We start from the raw sequence: 22003 nt of genomic DNA, 5'->3' as shown, positions 1-22003 counted from the left end.
TCATTTAAATTCTCAGATTAACAATAAGGCATTAAAAAACAAGCTGAATACCACCAGAGATTGTTCGCATTGCCGGATAGCGAAAATAGGTCGCCCCATTCACCGTCTGTTCTGGATCCATTCCTTGATGACCATAAAATGTCAATAGATTTTCGGCTGTTGCAAAGACGCGAAGTTTTTCTACACCTATCCGCTTTAATAAATCCGAAGGTAATCGATAACCTAAACTTACATTTTTAAGGCGTGCATAAGTGCCACTGTAAAGAAAGCGTGTGGACGAAGAAGTCCAATTCAAGTTATCGGTTGTCAATTTAGGCACATCGGTCTGCGTATGCTCAGGCGTCCAGCGCTCGAGGATCTCCTTGGACCAAGCGCGTCCTGGATTATTACCGCTATGCATAAGCTGAATATAATCGTTATCTAATATCTGTCCACCCAAACTAAAACTCAATAAAGCAGACAAATCAAAATTTTTGTAGGTGAAACTGTTTTGAATCCCGCCGACAAGATCTGGCAATGAAGTTCCGGCAATAAAATTACCGGCCTTACTGTATTCCGAAGTTTTTTCACCTGTTTTATTACCGTCCTTATCAGCAGTATACCATTGTGGCAGACCGTTATCTGGATTTACTCCAGCCCATTCCGGCAGATAAAAATCATAGATACTTCCGCCTACGCGCAGGAGTTTATTCCCTGTAATGATCGGTTTGTTATCTTTTGGCAAAGCTGTAATCTTGTTTTTATAATGCGAAAGATTGACGTCTAAATTCCATTTAAAATTTTCATTTCGAACCGGGACAGTACGAATATCCACGTCGACACCTGTATTTTTCAGCGCTCCTATATTTGCATCATAGCCTGTATATCCTGTTGAATAAGCCATCGGCATTGTAAATAGCAAATCTTTACTTCGACGGTTAAAGTACTCCACACTTAACGACACCCGGTTCTCAAAAGCGGATACGTCAACCCCCACATTCAAATTGAGGTTCGACTCCCATTTCAGGTCTGGAGTAGCCAGCCTGCCGGTATAGGTACCGCCCTTACCTAAGCTATTGGCAATCGTATAAAGTCCTTTATAAGCATAATAGGTTCCCAGATTATCATTTCCCTGTCCACCATAACTCGCTCTTACCGTCAGCTGATCAATCGTTGTATTATCCTTCAGAAATTCTTCCTGCTTCAGTTTCCATGAGCCGCCCACAGACCAGAACGTACCCCAACGTTTATCCGGCGAAAAACGAGATGATCCATCTGTCCGTAAGGAAGTTGAAAAATAGTATTTGTTATCATAGTTATACTCCGCTCTTCCCAAAAAGCTCAGTAACCTATAATCAACACTGGATCCTGTAAAATTATTAAGTTGAGATGCAGCAGCAGGTTCGTCAAAATAAGGAAGTACAAACTGTTGTCTGCTACCATTTATATTACTGCTGTTAAAATCATAGTATTCCTGTCCGGCCAATACATTGAGGGAATGCAAACCAAACTGCTTTTCATAGGTCAGCAAATTATTCCAGGTCTGTGCGACCGTACGTACGTTTGAACGATACACATAACCTCCGGTGTTCACACCATCGCCCAACAATGGATTAGTGTAGTCGTGCGTATTTCCATTGAGATAATCAAGACTATAAGTCGACTTGAACTTTAAGTTTTTAGAAAACAAAACTTCCAGATAGGTTCGCGCAGATAGATTTTCGCGACGGATATCATTTCGATCCAAAGGAAGAGATGCTGCCAGATTATTACGTGGAGTCGCACCACTTGGACGATATTCTCCAAAATCGTAAATCTTGTTTCCGGCTCCATCAAGGACATATGAGCCATCCGCATTCCGTTCATAGTACGGATAAAAAGAAGGGACCAGTCTCGTAAAATTTATAATATTAGCCGTATTACTGTCTTCAGACTGCGGATATTTTTGTTGTGTACTGCTACCACCTATATTCAGGCCTACATTTAACCAAGACTTGACCTTACTGTCAATATTTGCACGCAGATTATAGCGTTTAAAGCCCGATTCAATTGCAATTCCTTGATCATTGAGATAACCTCCTGAAATGTAGTAGGTACTCTTCGCACTACCACCGCTAAATCCGAGGTCTGCCTGTGTACGCACCCCAGTACGTTGCAATACGTCGGTCCATGGATCATTCCAAAGCGTTTTTGCTCCAGCAACCAATTTACCATCTACGCCGACCGGCTGTGGGTATTGACTGCCGTAAGGATTAATATTTAAATCTGTCAATACGGTCTTACTTGCATTGGACGCCGCTTGCTCTGCCGTAAGGCCATTTGATAGGTTTTTATTTCTTAAAGCTTCCCAATAGAGTTGAAAATATTCATCGGTCGACACCTGATCATAGTCACGAACTGCACGTGTTGAATAGCCCTGTGTAAAATTGAGATTAATCTTGGTGTTGTCGGAAGTCACACCCGACTTTGTGGTAATGATAATCACCCCATTTGCCCCTCTGGAACCATAAAGTGCACTTGATGCTGCATCTTTTAAAACAGAGATGGACTGAATGTCATTCGGATTGATGGAGTTAATATCTCCTGCATAGGGACTACCATCCAGCACGATCAAAGGTGCACTGGAGGCATTAATGGAGCCGATACCCCTAATACGGATGGCTGCTTCAGTACCTGGCTGTCCCGAGGACGCCACGGACTGTAAGCCCGGTACCTGTCCCTCTAATGCTTTGGTAATATTTGACACTTGTCTATTTTCGATCGCTTTGCTGCTTACTGTACTGACCGATCCCGTTATGTTTGTACGTTTGGCAGTACCGTAAGCCACGACCACCACCTCTTCCAGATCTGTACTGGAGGGGTTCAAGGACAATGTTAAGTTTGTGCTTGTTGCTTTTAGCTGTTGAGATTCATAGCCAACAAAAGAAAATTCCAATACAGGTAATACGTCACCTGTGACATTGATTGTAAACTCTCCTTTTGAATTCGTTAAGGTTCCTTGATTTTGCCCCGAAATGCGAACATTTACTCCAGGAAGTAGGTGACCGGTATTGGCATCAACAACTTTTCCTTGTATAGCCCGCTGCTGAGCATAGAGCCTGTTCATATTGACCCCCGATAATGCTATAGCAGCAATAGGAATGTATTTAAGTTTTGCGTACATCGTAAGAATGCTTTACTAAATAAGTTAAGTGTGATTAAAAACAAAAAACACGGCGGCTTCTTGCACTCGAATAAAAACTACTTGTTTAATAGATTTTATTCGAGTGCAAATATATAATAAAATCCATTGAATTACTAGATTTTAAGAATTAAAAACAAAAAAACACTAATATTCAGCTACTTAATTTATAAATAGTGTAGAAAAATATTTTTTCGTTAGCTAACTCACCATTTATTGATCAAGCCATCTTTGAAACTTCGGGGACCGTTCCTCACTAACAATGACGACAATTCCTTCTCGGGTTGAAGGCATTAGCTCTAACTTGATTCGATTTCGACTAATCTTTAACATGGACTGGATGGCATCTATCCGAACAAGGAATTTCCGATTGATCTGAAAGAAAACTGTGGGATCCACCTGTGAAACGAGATGTGTGATGGTATCTTCAATAATATATGCAATTCCCGATCCTTTTTCTATGGCATACAGCTCTTTGTCTTCTGCCATAAAATAGGCAATATCAGCAATGGCCAGCGACTTTAAAAAATTACCATATTTCACTAGGAAGCGCTGTTTGAGCCGAGGTTCTACGTTGGGTAGTAGCGGTTCTATACGTTTCATGATCTCCGCCAACTCGTCGCTGTCGAAAGGCTTTAACAGATAGGCATAACCCTTATTTTGGAAGGCCTCCAATGCATATTGTTCGTAAGCCGTCGTAAAAATCAGTGGCACATCGATCGATACCTGCTTAAAAATTTCGAAGCTCAGCCCATCCATCAGGTGAATATCCATAAAAATCAGATCGAATTGATTTCTATTGATCGTCGTCACCGCTTCCTGAACCTCTTTTGCATTGGTAAAGATCAGTTCGCTTTCTCCATAGAGCGCAGTCAACATTTCCTTTAAGCCTACAAAAGCCCAGTCTTCGTCTTCGACAATCAGTATTTTCCATCCCATGGGTTGAATGTAATAAAAAATCCATTTCCTAAAAAGAAAATGGATTAATATATATAGGATTTTAAAAAAAAACGATTATTTCAACAGATCGGGATTATTATTGATTGCCTCCTGTGGATAACGAATCACATAACGTGGATCGTTCTGCTGCAGGGTTACTGTCCTACCGAAACTACTGTGTGTGATCGCCGGTCTTGTCGTCCGCTTTAGATCATACCAGCGTAATCCCTCTAGCGCCAGTTCACGCTTGCGTTCCAGCAGAACCGCATCTAGTAATTGCTCCTTTGACAAACCTGCGTCAGCCTTCGTTTCTTTGGCATATGCGTCTGCTGTGAATCTGTTTTTCTTTAAAGCAGACAGATATTTTAATGCTTCTGCTGTATTTCCCAGACGAACGTAACATTCGGCCATCGTCAAATAAAGATCAGCATTTCTAAAACTCACGTTAAAACGATTCTCACCACCTTTGAGGGATACATAATCGCCACCACTTTTTTGGAAGTAACGACCTTTTCTCAAATCGCCTGCTAAATAACTGTCTAATAAGGTCGGTGAAATAAAGGAACTTGTACGCACTCCGGGAACAGATACTTTTTCCAAAGCCATAATCATCTCCACTGATTCAAAATCATTCGGAAGTAGACTTCCAACAACATTTAAATCAACCAATTTGTCATTTATAACCAAAGCTTTTTTAGCGGCATCAATTGCATCCTGCCACTCACCGCGGTATAGATGAACGCGTGAGGCCATTGCAAAAGCAGCGCGTTTGCTAAAGCGATAATTAACACCTTTTGCCTGATCATCGACAGTCAGTAACGCTGTCCCTTTTTCCATGTCAGCCAGGATCTGCATATAAGACTCTCCAATGGTCGCTGGAACAAAACGTTGTTCCAGGTCAATCTTTGTCGATAAAGGAACACCCCGAAGCCCTGCATTACTCGCCGAATAGACCTCACTGTAAAGATTTAACAACTCAAAATGAGCATAAGCCCGCATTAGGTAAGCTTCCCCTTTAATCTGATCTACCGTGGCATTACTTCCTAATTTGTCATCAATGGTACTGATAATTTGATTGGCATAAAAAATACTGTTGTAAAATGCCAAATAAGGATAAGCGATTGTTGTCGCATCAGGATTTTGATCGTTCCAAAGATAGATATCTTTGGTTCTAGCGGCATCGGTCGAACTTTCATCCAACAATAGTTCATCCGTACGCAAAGACAAATAGGACTTATGTGTAGGGAATCCCAGGTAACCGCTTGTCATCAATCCTCTAAAATCACTTTCCGTGGCAGGGATGACCGTCCCAACGGGTTGTATATCTAAATATTTATTGCAGGAAGACAATGCACTCGCTGTCATGATCATTCCAAAATAAATTATTTTCTTCATGTTATAAATCAATTAAAAATTAAAAACTTGCGGAAAGACCAAAGGCAAACGATTTACTGATTGGCTGCGCATAATAATCGCCATAAGTTTCGGGATCAAAATACCCATCGTAATTTGTTCCAAAAACAAACAGGTTCCGTCCTTCTACATTCACGCGTAAACTGCTTGTACCAATCTTTTTACTTAGTGCAGCAGGTAAGGTGTAGCCTAAACGAATGCTATTGATACGGACATAGCTCATTTTCTTTGCCCATATATCATATTGTTTAAACGAATTAATTGGGTCGTTACTTTCCATCCAGGCATAGGCCATCCAGCGTTCGTTTAATTCAGAACTGATACTTCCCAATGCTGGTAATGCGGCTTTACCCTGCAAGGCCATCAACAGATCCTTTGTATAATTCTGTCCACGATCTACTTTGGCAGGATTGTAAGTTGGCGTACGGCTCGCCCAGCGTTCTAAATTAAATACCGCAGAGATAGCCAAATCAAATTGACCATAACGGAAACGATTGGTCATCCCGCCAATGAATTTAGGATCTTTACTACCAGCATATTTAAACTTGGAACGATAAGTTGCCGCCGACATATCCGTCTGAGAAGTATATCCTGGCAAGAAATCTGCCCAAGGGTCATAAAGACCATAAAACTCTTCCATACTCGCAACAGAACCATCCTGATTTCTAAACTGCATCACACCATCTTTGTCCAAACCAGCAGTTTCCAATACATATAAACCATTAATTGGTCGACCAGCCTGAGATTCTGGCGCATAAGCCGTTGGATTGTTGATTACCTTCAATAATTTATTATTGTTGTGTGCAATATTGAAGTCCGTTGACCAAGAAAACTCATCTGTCTGAATCTGACGGCTTGAAATCGTCAACTCAATACCTTGATTACGTGCTGAAGCCCAGTTAACCTGCACATTTTGAAAACCATTTTCCAAAGGAAGTGCACTATATGCGATGAGATCTGTACTTTTTCTGTTATAATAGTCGACTGTAATGTTTAATCGATTTTTCCATAAGCCCAAATCAATTCCGGCATTATAAGATTGTGTACGTTCCCAACGTAATTTATCATTGGCAGGCATGTCAACGACCACAGATCCTTCCGTGTTACCCGGAAGAAGCGTTGTATTACCATATTTACCGACGATAAAGGGGTAGGTATTGCGATCCACATTCCCTTGGATACCGTAAGAAGCACGTACACGAAGATCAGACAAGGCTGTTTTTCCTTTGATAAACTCTTCTTCTAGCACATTCCACGATCCTGAAAGTGACCAAATTGGTAAAAACCGATATTTTGGATCCACACCAAACATGTTTGAACCATCGTAACGAATACTTCCATACACATTATACTTACGATCCAGTGTATATGTTGCGTTACCGTAAAAAGAAGCATATGAGTTCTCGATAAATGCTTTTTTATATTGCACAAACCTAGAATCATTTTGATAGGTACTATTTGGAAAAATAATCGTCTGGGTAGTCAATGTTGTTGGATTATAACCAAACCCCTTCGTAGTCACCATTGTATTTTTGCTTCTTCGTAACTCCGTCCCTCCCATTACTTCTAATTCGTGACGATCGTTCCACGTTTTAGTGTACTTGAGGTAAGTTTTCCAATTATATTGAAAAATACTATTATGGGTATTTTCGATCGTTCCACCTACGGGTAAGAAATACTTATTTGTCTTACTCGCTGCATCGTAATAACGTGTAGCGGCACGCAATTTACGCGTGTTATAACTTTCCTGATCCGCAAATTTTTCCGAACCGTTTTCGTCAAATTGCAAGCCGAATTCGGTTCGTAATGATAGTTGTGGCAGGATGGTGTACTCCAAATAGCTAATCGCCTTAAGGCCTTTATTCGTAAATGTATATTTGGTATTTTCTCGTTCTTCAACCGCATTAAAAGGAATATAAGTATCGCCCTCAAACCCTTCAATATCGGGATCATAGTTATACTTTCCTGACTGATCATAGACCGACAGATAAGGATTAACCGAACGCACATAATAACTTGGGTTTGTAAAAGCATCGCGATCCTGAATTGGATTTTGTCGGTTTGAAGCCGTCCCCATTAGATTAATACCTGCTTTAAATCGATCATTAATATTAAAATCGTTATTTAATGTCAATGTATAGCGGCGTAGATCTACACCTTTCGTAGCTCCTTTTTCATCGTACAAACCACTGGACAAATAATAGCGATGTCCGTCATTACCACCCGAAATAGATGCAGAATACTGCTGATTCAGCGCCTGACGATAAAGTTCTTTCCCCCAGTCTGTTTGCTGTGAACGCAATTGATTGATTGACTGCTGCACGTCCGGCGACAAAGCCGCTAAACCACCGGAACGGTAAGCATCCAATGCGTCTGCTTTGTTTAGTATCCGCATAATCGCACCTTTGTTCGTACGATAATTTAGATCCGTGCGGTTTGCCATCAATAACTCAAAGTCAACCTTCTCGTTAGCATTCATCAGATTGAGGTTGTTGTAATCTGGGCGTTCGGTCACAAAGGTATTTGCTGAGACCTGCAATTTTGCGGGACCAGATTTACCTCTTTTTGTGGTAATCACAATGACCCCATTTGCTGCCCGGGCGCCATAAATCGATGTTGCCGCTGCATCTTTTAATACTGTAATATCGGCGATATCATCAGGATTGATACCTGCAATAGGAAGATTTGTCAAGCTATTGAGGTTGTCCTTATCAATTCGATTAGGCATTTCAGTTCCTTCAATGGGCAACCCATCAATTACCCATAATGGATCTTGTGTTCCATTGAGTGATACTGTACCACGGATACGAATCTGAGGAGCACTATTGGGACCGCCGCTAAAATTACTCAGTTGCAAACCTGCCACCTGACCAGCCAACATTTCGTCGATCGATGAAATACCGGTTTGTTTGATATCAGCGACATTGATTTTATTGTAAGCCGTCGTATTCTTACGTTTTTTGATATCCGTATAACCTGTTACGATCACCTCATCCAAAGATTCACCACTTGGCTGAAGCAAGATTGTCTTATGATCCTGAAATACGGGCACCTGAATACGCTGGTACCCGACATAGCTAATCGTTACATATTTTAAATTACTAGGCACTTTTAAGCGAAATTCTCCAGCCGCATCGGTCAATGAACCCAATGCTGACTGCTGCACCTGATTAGGTACACCGATATCTTCTGCTACTGCCGAACTTTCAACGACAACCGTCGCCCCCACGACCGGTTTTAACGTGACCGCATCCAGAACCTTTCCTTTCAATTCTCTGGATTCCTGCGCATGCGCAATGTGCACACACATGAAGGTCAACGGTATTAAAAACTTATTCATTTTGGTAGATGTTAATATATTAGTTTAATTCTAAGGTATTTGCAATACGTAATAAAAGATCCATATAATGCGATTTTGTCGTCGCGTCACCAGTCCGCTGCTTTTGTTTCAACAACTGGTAAATCTCATATAATTCAGCTCGTTTATAGGTCAGCATATCGGACGTGCGTATCATACCAGTGACATGTACATTCCGCAGTCCAGTTTGTGAAGAAGATGCATGTTGTGGATGTAAACATAGATCAGGTTGCGTCGCTTCAACCAGCTGCTCAATACCTGCTAGTTTCTTCGCATTTAGTTTCTCCATCGATTTGTTGGTAGAGACCATCAGCACATCCACATAGTTTTGTTGCAGCATCCGTGTTTTAAGATCCAACGATTGCCCACTGATGGTTTTAGCAAAAACCGTCTGACGTACAGAAGTTAAAAACTCCGGTGCGCTCCATGCTTTCTTACTTCCGAAAAGATTTTCCATCTCAACCATACGCAGCAAACGTTCATCATTGACCAGTTTATACAACATAGCGTATTGAAATTCACGTTGTAAGTTATAAGGAGCGTACTCAAATGGTCCTATCGGAGAATCTTTCAATGGAAAAGTTTTTGCCATCAGCTCCGGAACGAACAACCATTCGGGCATGTAAAAGACATTCTTCTTGAGGTACTCCAAAGCACGTAGTTGTTTGTCTTTTGGTACTGGGCTATAGGCATCTTTTTGATCACCCAAAACAGCATTTTCGAGGTAAATACCACCAATATTATTTAAAACATGATCAGCATATGCATACCATTGTCCAACCACGCCCATATACAATTTACCGGCACGGTAGTAATCATCGCCGACATTGGTTGTCCAATTGATAATATTAGGCATCATGCGACGCAGATTCAGCATACCATATTCGCCAGCCATCATGGCGTCATCACCAAGATCTTCCGATTGAGCCCGCGGATCAACGATATTTTTAGAGTCTTGCTGTTCACCGTAATGATAAATAGGATCATGTACATGGCTATCAATTTCCTTTCTCAGCAAAGGGATTTCATCCCAAGGTTGCGTTTTGCCGTACCAGCGGTAGGCCCAGCCAATGGCGTACTTGTCGTAAGCACCGATCACGGGAGTAATTTGTTCTACGCCATCCTCAGGCTGTGCGACATAATTGAAACGTGCGTAATCCATGATGGAAGGAGCTGTCCCCCCCATTTTGGCGGTAAAGCTTTTGCTACGCAACGAATCAACAGGGAAACTTGCCGAAGAGCCCATATTGTGCATCAATCCAAGCGTGTGTCCAATTTCATGGGACGACACAAAACGAATGGCATGTGCCATTTTCTCATCGGAGAAAACATTAGCACGCACTGATGTATCTACGATACCGGTCTGTATGCGCATCCAACTGTTCAAAATAGTCATGACGTTGTGCCACCAAATCACGTCAGCTTCTAATATCTCCCCTGAGCGTGGATCAACAACAGATGGCCCCATGGCATTAGCTTGAGCAGATGCTGCGTATACAATAGAAGAAACATTAGCGTCGTCTGGATCAAATTTGACACTATCGGGCTGTTGTTTGGCCAGAATTGCATTTTTGAAGCCAGCAGCTTCAAAGGCGGCCTGCCAATCATGTACGCCATCAATAATGGCCTGACGCCATTGTTTTGGGGTCGCTGGGTCCAAATAAAAGACAATCGGTTTTTTGGGTTCGACCAGCTCCCCTTTTAGATAGCGCGCTTTGTCTTCGTCACGCGGTTCCAAACGCCAGCGATTGACCAGATTTTTCTTATCCAGTTCTTGTTGTTTATCGTTAAAATACCAACGCGGCGAAGTAAAGAAACCAACCCTTGGATCTGCAAACCGGGCAACCATAGGCTTTTCAGGCAGTTCGTAAAGGTTACTTGTAATTTCCAAAGAAACCGGTACAGATTCATTACCTTCCGTCACCTTGGTAGAAAATACAGACTTCACAACGATATTATTCGCATAGGATTTGATATCTTCAACTGTAGATATACTGCTTTTAGGTGAAGTTCCCAAACCCAAGGAAGTAAACACATCCGTAAAACTCTTTTCTGAACCATCAAATACCTTATTGACTTTGATCACAACAGCACTTGAATCTTTTGAATAACTTTCAATCTTAAAAGATTCAATATAAGAAGGGCGGTAATTATCGTATACCGAAGCGGCTATTGCGTCACCTTTAGGGACTTCCACCTGAGGTTTGATCTCCGAAACCCACACTTCTTTCTTCTCCTTGCGGAGTGTAAACCGGATGACCTTATTTTCATAATTCATTCCTTTGTTTACCCCAGCCTCATTTAAAGCCAATGGAACGGAGGACAGCTTCTGTATCAACAGAATATCCCGCCCCATTTTCTTCAATGGAATTTCAAAATAGTAATTATTTTCCTTACGAATTACCGTAAACATACCAGTATCAACCCGGGCATCTTTAAGCAATTTGTCGTACGCAGCTGTCGTATCTTTCTTGGCAATAGAATCTTTAGCAGAAGTAACCGTTTCTTTTTTTCGCAGGCCTACTGTTTGCAATAATGAACAAGATTGCATTAGACCAGCGGAAAATAAAAGACCTATGGCTAACTTAGTGTAAGTGTTTTTCATCAAATAAATATTTTGAGCCCTTGTTTTCAAAGGTGATATCTGAGCTCGTTGCACTCCATGTGTTTTTCAAAAGTGATGACGGATCATCAAGCTAATTATCTCGTGTTATCCATAAGCTAATTTTAGCTTACTACAGAACGATTAGAAAGTAATTTTGTCTATTCCAAGCAGGTCAATTCCAAGTCATTTATACTTAAAACTTATGCTATTTGATCGGATAGGATTAGGCTAACCACGAACTAATATTTCTAGATTAGGAGCCAAATTTGTTAAAAATATTATACAGAAAAGTATGCAAAGCGATGAACACGCAGTTTAAAGGTATGAACACGCGCTACAAAAACATGAACACGTAAACCGACCATCTTTTATTCTTCATTTTCAACTGGATGAGAGTGGTAAGTATACCGAAAAAAAGTCCGATTCTATCCCGTACCGGAAGCCCGACATCGCATAATAACGATAGATGGATGCTAAATAATTAAGTCCGTACCCCTCACCTTCCAGCTCTGCCCCCTGTCTGGGCTGCCAGTTATTGCGGATTTCCAGCACGTTTTCTTCAACAAGATAGATGATCTGAATCTTCAGCGGATGTTCGATCGAAATACGGGTATGCTTGATCGCATTTTCTACCAGCATCTGCAGGCCCAAACGTGGAATTTTCCGATCCAAACATGTTGCTGGCAGCCGAATTTCCATATCACTTAAAGCCGCTCCGAACCGCACCTGCTGTAAAAAGAAATAGGCTTTGGCCAATTCCAACTCCTCCCCCAATGATGACCATTCGGCTTCATCTGTGCGGAGCATCTTCCGGTAGACTTTTGTCATCTTGCCAATAAAAGATTTCGCAAGATCATTGTCCTTTCCAATCAGGTATTGAAGCGACCCAAATGTATTGAATAAAAAATGTGGATTGATCTGCTGCCGCAGTTGAACCAACTGCATGCGCGTATATTCATTCTCTTGCTTCAGGGATTGCAGTTTCAGTTGCTGAATCTTGCGACGCTCCACGATATTAAAGTAGATTAACACCATAGCTACCAACATCAAGCCCACACCAAGCAAGATGCTATACGTTAGCAATTCTTGGATTTCCTCTTCAATACTCAGCAACAGGACATACACCTTGATTTCACCACCCACTAAAAGAATGTTACAGGGATACGAATTGACCATAACGTCCAGCTGAAGAAAATCAGATTTCACAATCTGTCCTTGTTTTGCAACTGCTGTACTGGCCCGCTTACCCCACTTTCGATTATCTGGAGAATACACACATAATCCACGGTCGTCGTAAATCTCGAAATAAGCTCGTCTTCCGAAATTGAGTTCCGCGAAATAGGCATTCAATTTTACTACATCCAGATAAATGTGATATAGTCGGTGATTTATTGTCCGTGTGCGTAACAAGGTAAGCATTCGCTGATTGACAGCGTCCGCTTGTCCAACCGGCAAAACGACCAACAGCGAGTCAGCACTTTCTTTTAGATCAAAGGCGGGCTGATTTAAGATCTTTTTTTCCGAAAGGAATAGATCTTGCTGCAACAACTCCAATTGCTTTTTGACAAGCAACATATTCTCATCTGCAAAATCGATCAGTATCCTCTTCTTAAGGAGGTCTACTTTATGATGGATAATACCGAGCAAGCCTCCCCCAATCAACAACAACAAAAACAAACAGGCAGTCAGGATGATACTATTCTTCTGTTCGGCATTTTTAAATCGAAATTTCACGCCGCAAAAATACATGAAATTTTTAAAAGCCTATGCAAAGCACTTCGCAAGAAAGGCTTTAACGCGGCCTCTTGTCAATGAAAAACGACATAATCCAAGCCCTTTTCAAAATAAATGCATCACATAACTGAGATTAATAATAATTTTCTGATTTTTGTAACCACAAAAAATTCCAAAGTGTCAAAAGCAACATTTATAAAAGTTGTGAAACGTATCGCTATCGTTTTTACAAGCATCGCCGTACTACTCGTTATCAGCATATTATCTATTCCTTATATATTCGAAAATGAAGTAAACAGCAAGGTCAAATCGCTCGTAAACGAGCACATTACAGGTGAATTAAATTATTCCAAAGTAAGATTAACCTTCTTTGATCAATTCCCTTTGCTTACTGCATCGATGGATGATGTCTTACTAAAAGGGGCCGAACCTTTCAAAAACGACACGCTGCTCGCTGCAAAAAAAGTCAGTTTTGGCGTGGACCTTATGAGTCTTCTCAAATCTAAAATTGTAATCGACAAATTTATCGTGAACAGCGGGAAGATCAACATCCTGGTTGATTCTTTGGGAAATGCCAATTACAATATTTATAAATCTAGCTCCGCTGATGCTACAAAAACACAAGACAATTCCGAAAGCAGTGCTTTAGCCTTCCAACTGATTAAACTTGAAAAAACAAATCTCCATTATGAAGATCGCTCCATTCCGCTTCAGATAGAGGCAAAAGATCTGGAATATGAGGGTAAGGGAGATCTCATGTCAAATATCTTTGACTTGAACACACGTGCGAAAATTGCATCATTTTCATTTTCCTTTGACAATGAATTGTATGTGGACAAAAAGTCGATCGATGCCAATTTGCTAACACGGATCAATACCAATAATTTATCTTTCGTCTTCGAACGAAATGATATTAAAATAAATCAATTACCGGTTCGTTTCCGTGGGTTGTTGTCTTTTATCTCCCATGGTTATCACCTGGATTTTAAATTAAAATCACAGGAAAGCACCTTGGCCGAATTACTTTCATTAGTCCCAAATAGCTACGCTTCTTGGATCAAGGACCTCTCCGTGAAAGGTACATCGGAGGTTTTTGTCAATTTAGAAGGAGACTATATTGTCGACAACAACAAAATGCCTAATCTTTCCCTTGGACTCATGGTCAACAATGGCTTTCTCGCGTATAAACAATCCACCAATCCGCTAACAGACTGGAATGCAAAATTACGGATAGACTTGCCGGCACTGAATCCAGACTCACTACAAATTGATCTGAAACAATTTGACTTTAAAGTTGCTTCAGGCTATTTCAATGCACAGGGCAACATTGCGGGTTTACACCCTGTAACCGTGCATGCTAACATAAAAAGTGATCTTGATCTCGGTAAACTCAATGAATCCCTACAATTCCCTGACTTTTCATTTGGTGGAAAATGGAATCTTTACGCAAAAATCGACGGAACATACGTCAAAGCTATTCGTAAGGTAGGACTTCAAAAACGCGAACAGGAATACATTGCATCCATTCCTACTTTTGATATCAAAAATACACTCGTCGATGGTAAATTCAAATTGGCTAACCTCCCACAAGGGTTGGACAAAATTGCTTATCGTCTGGAAGCAAAGGATCCCGATGGCCAATTAAAAAGTGCATCAATAGCAATCCATGATATTTCTGTTCAGGCGCTTAACAACTATATAAAGGGTTTTATTTCAATAACAGATTTTAATAAAATTGCTGTCAACTCGGATTTAAAAGCTTCATTTAATTTAGCAGATATCAAAAATTTCTATCCAATTAAACAAGTTGAATTGGCAGGGTTGGTGGATGTCAACCTTATGGCAAAAGGTTATGTGGATCTCAAACGAAACATTTTTCCCGAAACCAATACATCCATCGTGATGAAGAATGGCTTGATCAAGTCAAATGATTATCCTATCCCGATGGAAAATATTCAGGTCGAAGCCTTTGTCAATAGCGAAAAAGGCTCACTTCGGGATCTGAATGTCAAAATCCTACCGGTATCATTTACATTTGCGGGCGAACCATTTTTCTTGAATGCAGACCTCAAGAACTTCAATAATATCAAGTACAGCATACAATCCAAGGGTAAGCTCAATCTCGGCCCTATTTATAAACTCTTTGCATTAGATGGTACCAATGTCGATGGTTTTATCTATACGGATTTCAGTTTAAAAGGTTTACAGAGCGATGCCACCAATGGTCATTATAACCGACTCCAAAATAGTGGTCAGTTAAGTATTGGAAACATCCAGGTTCAGTCCGACATGCTTCCACAGCCTATTGCAATTAGACGTGGGAACTTCAGTTTTTATCAGGAGAAAATGAATTTCGATAAATTCTTGGTAGCCTATGCGAAGAATGATATTTCCATCAAAGGATATCTCAACAACATTATTAATTATGCAACAAGTAGTCAAGCACCGTTAAAGGGGCAATTTACACTCAGCAGCAAGAAAATCAATGTGGATGATTTTATGGTTTTTGCTTCTCCGGCCACATCGACGACTGCAAGCTCTTCGGAAAGCGGTGTGGTTCTTCTCCCCAAAAATTTGGACGTTCAGGTCTTGGGGCTTGTCAATGCCATAGCATATAATAAAATGAATATCAAAGACTTCAAAGGTGACCTACAGGTAAAAGACGGTAAGATGATTCTTCATAAGACAAACTTTGAACTAGCGGGACTGAAAGTAGATATGAACGGAAGCTATCGTCCTATAAATCCACGTAGAGCAAGTTTTGATTATGCTGTGAAAGCTGACAGCTTTGATATTCAACGCGCTTACAAAGAGATACCGCTATTCAGAGAAATGGTTAGCTCTGCCAAAAATGCTTATGGCCTGGTTTCATTGGATTATAAATTGGGTGGTTTATTGAATGGCAATATGCAACCAGTAATGCCCTCCATCGTCGGCGATGGATCCCTAACACTGAATCAAATTAAATTCAGAGGCTTCAAGTTACTTAATGGAATTAGTCAATCTACTTCCAAGGAAAAATTGAAAGATGGCGAAGTGAAAAAAGTTGTTATTAAATCCCATATCAAAAATAATGTGATGACCATCGAACGCACTAAAATGAAAATGATGGGATTCAGGCCTCGTTTTGAAGGTCAAGTAACCTTAGATGGACGGATGAACCTGGGTTTTCGACTGGGCTTACCTCCTTTTGGAATCTTTGGGATACCTATGCGAATTACGGGCACTCCAGATAACTTTCACTTAAAAATGGGAAAATACAAAGAAGAGGATCTCGACATGGAAATGGATGACGAGGACAACAAAGTATATAAAGAATCTCAAAAGACGCAAGAATCACAGGCTAAATAAACTTGCAATAAGTTCTAGTAAAGTCTGTCAACACAATAGTGCTGCAGTAAAAACGTTGTTTAATATAACAGAAAGATTTGTTAACTTAAACAACGTTTTTAATTTTTGAAAACCATGAGATATATACTAATTATACCCATTGCAATGCTATCCATTTGCAGTTGGTCCAGTTTCAAGACCGTTAACGACCAGAAAAACCCCTTATATGGGAAAGTATTCCGTGAGATCAATGAAATTGCTGAATTAAAATCTTATACCTATACAACTGGTGCGCTTATTGAAACCGACAAGAATACCCAAGGAGACTTTCGCTTTGCTGCCGGCTATTTTACAAATGCCAAAAATGGTGTTTGTATTTTAGAGGAATTGTTGCCCGATGATAGCAAAGGTAAAGTCAAATACAAGATTTTGGATACCATCAATATTCAAAAACTGAAGTCCAACGAGCAACTCAGCTTATGCAACTGCAAGCAAGGTGACAAACCAGACAGCGAAATTATAGCCATTAGCCGGGTCGATGAAAGCAAAGAATATTTCGACAAAATCGTCAAGGCATGGCGAATGGATACCAAAAGCCAAAAAATTATTCCTTTAAAAGACACAAAGGGTATCAGCTGCCTCAATGAAGGCTATGGCATCTAGCAGCGACAGGATTTTTTAAATCAATCCGTCAGCCTTCAACTTGTCAAACACATGCAAAACGCCAATGACCTGGATAGGTTCTTCCTGATATTCTTGGTGTGAAAAATAACGAACGGCGCCAATCTCATTACTGGGTTCGATCTGCTCTGTTAATGGATACAGAAAACAATCCTGTTCCATGATAACCTCTGGCACAAGTCCGTACGCCGGGGCTGTTATATGGCAATAGTACGAGATTTTATCCGGATCCAGATTGATATTCAACTCCTCCAAAATCTCGCGACGTAGGGACTGCAGGGCTTCCTCCCCTGCATCAATCTTCCCACCTGGCAGATACCATGCCTTTCTATTGTTGCTATACGCCAATAATAATTTATCTTCCTTAATACTCACTAAACCCGCTGTAGGCAAATATTTTTTTGTTGTCTTGAAATCCATTATAAGCTATTACTGATTAAATACGCTAGATGTGAAATTACTTCTTTTACAACATTTATCAAAGCGCAACAGCTCATCTGGAGAATGCTTCGTTAAAACCTCGCAAAAAATCAATACAGCGGGGCCAATCAATATACCGAAACATCATCGGCTAGTTTCTCTTTGTGCACAAGCTTCCGTAGACTCTTCAAAAATGTCTCCGCGTGATTCATGGTGAAACAGAGCGGCGGTAATAGGCGGAGGGTATAGCGTCCTGCATATCCTGTAAAAATCTTTTCAGAAAACAAAAGTTCTTCCCGTAGGTGTTGAATATCGTTTTCAAACTCTACGCCAATCATCAATCCTTGCCCCCTCACTTCACTCACGCCATGAATTTTTCTTAATTCTGTCAACAGAAATTCACCTACAGTTGCGGCATTATCAATCAATTGCTCTTTTTGGATGACATCAAGTACAGCCAGTGCCGCCGCGCAAACCACATGACTACCGCCAAAAGTAGTGCCCAATTGCCCCGTGACCGGCTTTATTTTAGGCGAAATAATTGTCGCCCCCATCGGGAGGCCATTTGCAATCCCTTTGGCCACCGTAATTAAATCGGCTTCTATCCCAGCATGCTGATGTGCAAAGAAACGTCCCGTGCGCCCATACCCGCATTGAATTTCATCTAAAATAAGCATAGTCCCAGTTTTCGTGCAGATTGCTCTTACTTCCTGTAAGAAACTAGGACTTGCCCGATGAATCCCCCCGACTCCTTGAATAGGTTCAATGATGACAGCACAATATTCTTCGGTTTCCAATTGTTTTTTCAAACTGGAGATCTCGTTGAAGGGCGTAAAGACAAATTGTTCACTGTCATTTAATGGTGCACGAATCGACCGGATATCCGTTGCCGAAACCGCGGCTGAGGTTCTCCCATGAAACGCATTTGACATCGCCAATACTTTCCTCCTTCCCGTATGGAACGAAGCTAACTTCAGTGCATTTTCATTTGCTTCGGCCCCCGAATTACTGTAAAAAACAGCATATGTAGGATAACCACAGGCACTGCCCAAGCGCTCGGCCAAACGATCCTGAAGATCGTTTGTAACTGCATTTGAATAGAATCCGATCTTATTCATCTGTTGTATAGTTTCTTCAACAACATGCGGATGGCTATGCCCAACAGAAATAACGGCATGACCACCATATAGATCTAAATAGGCCTGCTGCTGTTTATCATAAACAAAGCAACCAAGGGCTCGTTCGATCGCAATATCAACTTTCTCAAAAACGGGAAATGGTTTCATGAATGACTTCGATTAGTAAAACTCAAAAATCAACTTAAATCTCCTTTCATTCCTAGTCCAAGATGGTTATTTATTCCTAGTCCAGCCGTCACGTACAATAAACAAAACAACTCATCTTAAATAGAATAGCGCAGCACTGATCATGCATCATCTATCCGATGTATTTTAATCCTGCAGAACAATTGTATATTTGAACAATTACCCGATACAATAGCCTCATGCTTAGACCTTGGAATTTAACGATAGATATTGACAGATCCTCTTCAAAAGCGATTTACATCCAAATAGCGGATAACATTGCTGCTGATATACAATCAGGTCGATTGGCGAAAGGAACGGCCTTACCCAGTAGCAGATCTCTTGCAGCCCAACTAAAATTAAACCGAAACACGGTAATTGATGCCATACAGTTGCTGTTGAGCGAAGGCTGGCTGGTTAGTCAGGCACGTAGAGGTATATTTGTAGCGGCTCAATTACCTTATGGCTCTAACCTATATGTTGCACAAAAGATCGAATTATCTGATCATCAAGCCCCCACACGTATTATATTCGATGATGGTAATCCAGACAGCAAGATTGCCCCGATAGAACAGCTCGGACGGGCCTATCGTCAAATTTTTAAACGCAGCGCACGTTGGAAAATGATGGGCTATGCCGATCCCCGAGGACATCTTGATTTTCGGGAAGAAATCGCCAATATGCTCAACATCGAGCGCAACATGCACATTGATAAAAATAACCTATGCATCAGTCGTGGAAGTCAAATGGCCATGTACCTGGTCGCCCAATGCCTATTACGGCACGATGATTATATCTTTGTGGAGTCCCCTGGATACCATTCAGCCTGGAAAATCTTTGAAAAAGCTGGTGCGCGATTGATTCCTATCCCTGTCGATACCGATGGTCTTATCGTTGATGAACTTCTCCCACATTTATTGAAAAAAAGCAATATTAGGGCACTATATCTTACTCCACATCGACAATATCCAACCACTGTGACCTTAAGCAAAGAACGGAGATCACAATTAATAGCATTATCCAACCAACATAACTTCACGATCATTGAGGACGATTACGATTACGAATTTCATTTTGAACAAGCGCCCTATTACCCACTCGCTTCACAGCAGGAACTGATCAATACTGTTTACATTGGTACACTCAGCAAAGTTGTTGCACCAGCACTCCGTCTCGGTTATCTGGCGACAAGAAACGAGCAGCTACTCCAGCAGGTTACCGAACTTCGCTACTTCATCGATATACAAGGTGACAATATTATGGAGCAAGCTGTCCTGGAACTCATTCAGGATGGAACAATTCGTAGACATATCCGAAAAGCAACGCTGCTTTACAAAAAGAAACGTGATTTCATGATCGCCCAATTGGACAAATATCTGCAGGATCATGTGAGCTATACTTCTCCAAAAGGGGGATTGGCGGTTTGGCTATCATTTAAACATCAGATCGACTGGGCATTTTTATCCCAAAAATTAAAGGAAAGATCAGTCCATATACCGCATCCCGAAAACTACAGCAGAGAAAATATTTTTGGTGGAATACGACTTGGTTATGGATCCTTATCTGAGGAATTGATCGAGGAAGGAATCATCATTTTAGCTGAACTTTTGGAACAGGCGAAACGCTCCTTCCGATGATTTGAAACACAAAAAGCAACTAGACTATTTTGCGAATTGGACGAACATAGTTAGATTAATATTTCGTAAAAACAGGCGCATTCAATATTTAATTCCGCATCATAAAGACCGATTAAAAGATTAGTATAGACAATATGTAAAAAACAGTTAAAAGTGTTGGCAAAACGTAATTTTTTGCCATAAATCATTTTTTTCGCTTACTAATCGCATAAATTAACCGTAGTTTTACGGCGCAAAAAACACACGAGTCATTCCTAATAGGATAGCTATAATAAGAGAGAGAATAGAGTACATTAATTTATGACTGAGAGAATACCCAGCAGGCCGTATGCAGCAATTACTGGTATTGGCGGATATATTCCACCGAATAAGAGATCAAATACAGATTTGGAGCAGTTTTGCGATACATCCGATGAATGGATTATCAAACGTACAGGTATTAAGGAGCGGAGAATTTTAGAAGAAAATCTTGCCACATCAGACATGGCTGTAAAAGCTATACAAGATTTGGCAACACAATATCATAAAAATCTGAACGATGTAGATGCGCTAATTGTAGCGACTTCTACACCCGATATGCCAATGCCGGCAACAGCAAATATCATTTTAGAAAAATTAGGTCTTACCAATGTTTGGGCTTTTGATGTCAATGCTGCTTGCTCTGGGTTTTTATATGCCTTAGACATGGCTTCAGCTCTCGTTGAGACAGGCCGTTATAAAAATGTACTCGTAGTCGGTGCTGACAACATCAGTACTTATGTCGATTTAAAAGATCGTTCGACCAATATTCTTTTTGGTGATGGCGCTGGTGTGATATGGCTTGAGCCATCTTTAGAAGGTGGAATTATGGATGCCTATCTATGTAGCAATGGCGCGGGAAAAGAATTCTTAAAAATCGAAGCCGGCGGTTCTTTGCATCCAATCGACAGTAATCTTCCTGTCAACGACAACAGATTCCTGAAACAAGATGGCAAAACTGTATTTAGACATGCTGTTCAGTCTATGAGCGACGCTTGTAATACGGTTTTACAACGCAACAACCTACAGATTGAAGATATCAACTGGTTAATTCCACATCAGGCTAATCAGCGCATCATTGATGCCGTTGGGCGTAGTCTGAATATACCAGAAGACAGAGCATTAAGTAATATCGAATACCTAGGAAATACCATTGCTGCCACGATCCCGTTGTGTATCTGGCAGAATATTAAAAAATTAAATACCGGTGATTTAGTCATGTTAACCGCCTTTGGTGCAGGTTTCTCTTGGGGAGCCAGCATATTTAAATGGATGATTTAAGCGATCAAAAACTTTAGTCGTCATAAAATTCACACTAGTATAAAACGCCAGGAATAAACCATTTCTGGCGTTTTTCTTTCTTTCCATCTACCAAAACCAGATTCGCCATTCCCCAATAAGAAT

12 protein-coding genes are annotated in these 22003 nt (G+C 40.7%); 4 read left to right on the top strand and 8 right to left on the bottom strand.

The window, feature by feature from the left end; translation table 11 throughout:
* Positions 1–31 precede the first annotated feature (31 nt).
* The 6 genes from AAH582_RS04740 to AAH582_RS04715 all read right to left on the bottom strand — a co-directional run bounded on the left by AAH582_RS04740 (position 32) and on the right by AAH582_RS04715 (position 13209).
* Complete coding sequence (locus AAH582_RS04740; RefSeq protein ID WP_343321330.1) at positions 32–3142, bottom strand: SusC/RagA family TonB-linked outer membrane protein; 3111 nt, start codon at positions 3140–3142, stop codon at positions 32–34.
* A gap of 231 nt (positions 3143–3373) precedes the next feature.
* A complete protein-coding gene (locus AAH582_RS04735; RefSeq protein ID WP_343321329.1) occupies positions 3374–4099 on the bottom strand; it encodes a LytR/AlgR family response regulator transcription factor in 726 nt (241 codons plus the stop codon).
* Positions 4100–4174: 75 nt separating this feature from the next.
* Entirely contained in the window at positions 4175–5494 is a 1320-nt protein-coding gene (locus tag AAH582_RS04730) for a RagB/SusD family nutrient uptake outer membrane protein (RefSeq protein WP_343321328.1), read from the bottom strand.
* Between the two features lie 19 nt (positions 5495–5513).
* A complete protein-coding gene (locus tag AAH582_RS04725) occupies positions 5514–8852 on the bottom strand; it encodes a SusC/RagA family TonB-linked outer membrane protein (protein ID WP_343321327.1) in 3339 nt (1112 codons plus the stop codon).
* 19 nt (positions 8853–8871) lie between these two features.
* Complete coding sequence (locus AAH582_RS04720; protein ID WP_343321326.1) at positions 8872–11475, bottom strand: zinc-dependent metalloprotease; 2604 nt, start codon at positions 11473–11475, stop codon at positions 8872–8874.
* 381 nt (positions 11476–11856) lie between these two features.
* Positions 11857–13209, bottom strand: a complete 1353-nt coding sequence (locus tag AAH582_RS04715; protein ID WP_343321325.1) for a sensor histidine kinase — start codon at positions 13207–13209, stop codon at positions 11857–11859.
* 177 nt (positions 13210–13386) lie between these two features.
* Here AAH582_RS04715 and AAH582_RS04710 point away from each other — a divergent pair, with 177 nt between their 5' ends.
* The gene (locus AAH582_RS04710; RefSeq protein WP_343321324.1) at positions 13387–16560 is read left to right on the top strand and encodes an AsmA-like C-terminal region-containing protein; all 3174 of its coding nucleotides are present in this window, start codon (positions 13387–13389) and stop codon (positions 16558–16560) included.
* A 114-nt stretch (positions 16561–16674) separates the two neighbouring features.
* A complete protein-coding gene (locus AAH582_RS04705; RefSeq protein WP_286767008.1) occupies positions 16675–17202 on the top strand; it encodes a hypothetical protein in 528 nt (175 codons plus the stop codon).
* A 15-nt stretch (positions 17203–17217) separates the two neighbouring features.
* Here the strand turns inward: AAH582_RS04705 and AAH582_RS04700 are convergent, their stop codons facing one another.
* Both AAH582_RS04700 and AAH582_RS04695 read right to left on the bottom strand, forming a co-directional pair.
* On the bottom strand, positions 17218–17640 hold the full coding sequence (locus AAH582_RS04700) for an NUDIX hydrolase (RefSeq protein WP_343321323.1): 423 nt from the start codon (positions 17638–17640) through the stop codon (positions 17218–17220).
* 128 nt (positions 17641–17768) lie between these two features.
* Positions 17769–18926, bottom strand: a complete 1158-nt coding sequence (locus AAH582_RS04695; RefSeq protein WP_343321322.1) for an aspartate aminotransferase family protein — start codon at positions 18924–18926, stop codon at positions 17769–17771.
* 218 nt (positions 18927–19144) lie between these two features.
* Between AAH582_RS04695 and AAH582_RS04690 the strand changes: the two genes are divergently transcribed.
* Together AAH582_RS04690 and AAH582_RS04685 are read left to right on the top strand one after the other, a co-directional pair.
* Entirely contained in the window at positions 19145–20581 is a 1437-nt protein-coding gene (locus AAH582_RS04690) for a PLP-dependent aminotransferase family protein (protein ID WP_343321321.1), read from the top strand.
* A 300-nt stretch (positions 20582–20881) separates the two neighbouring features.
* Positions 20882–21880: a beta-ketoacyl-ACP synthase III gene (locus AAH582_RS04685; protein ID WP_343321320.1), complete on the top strand. Its 999-nt coding sequence runs from the start codon at positions 20882–20884 to the stop codon at positions 21878–21880.
* Positions 21881–22003 lie beyond the last annotated feature (123 nt).

This window comes from Sphingobacterium multivorum, from assembly GCF_039511225.1.
Classification (GTDB): Bacteria; Bacteroidota; Bacteroidia; order Sphingobacteriales; family Sphingobacteriaceae; genus Sphingobacterium.
This window is presented reverse-complemented; position numbering and strand designations above follow the sequence as displayed.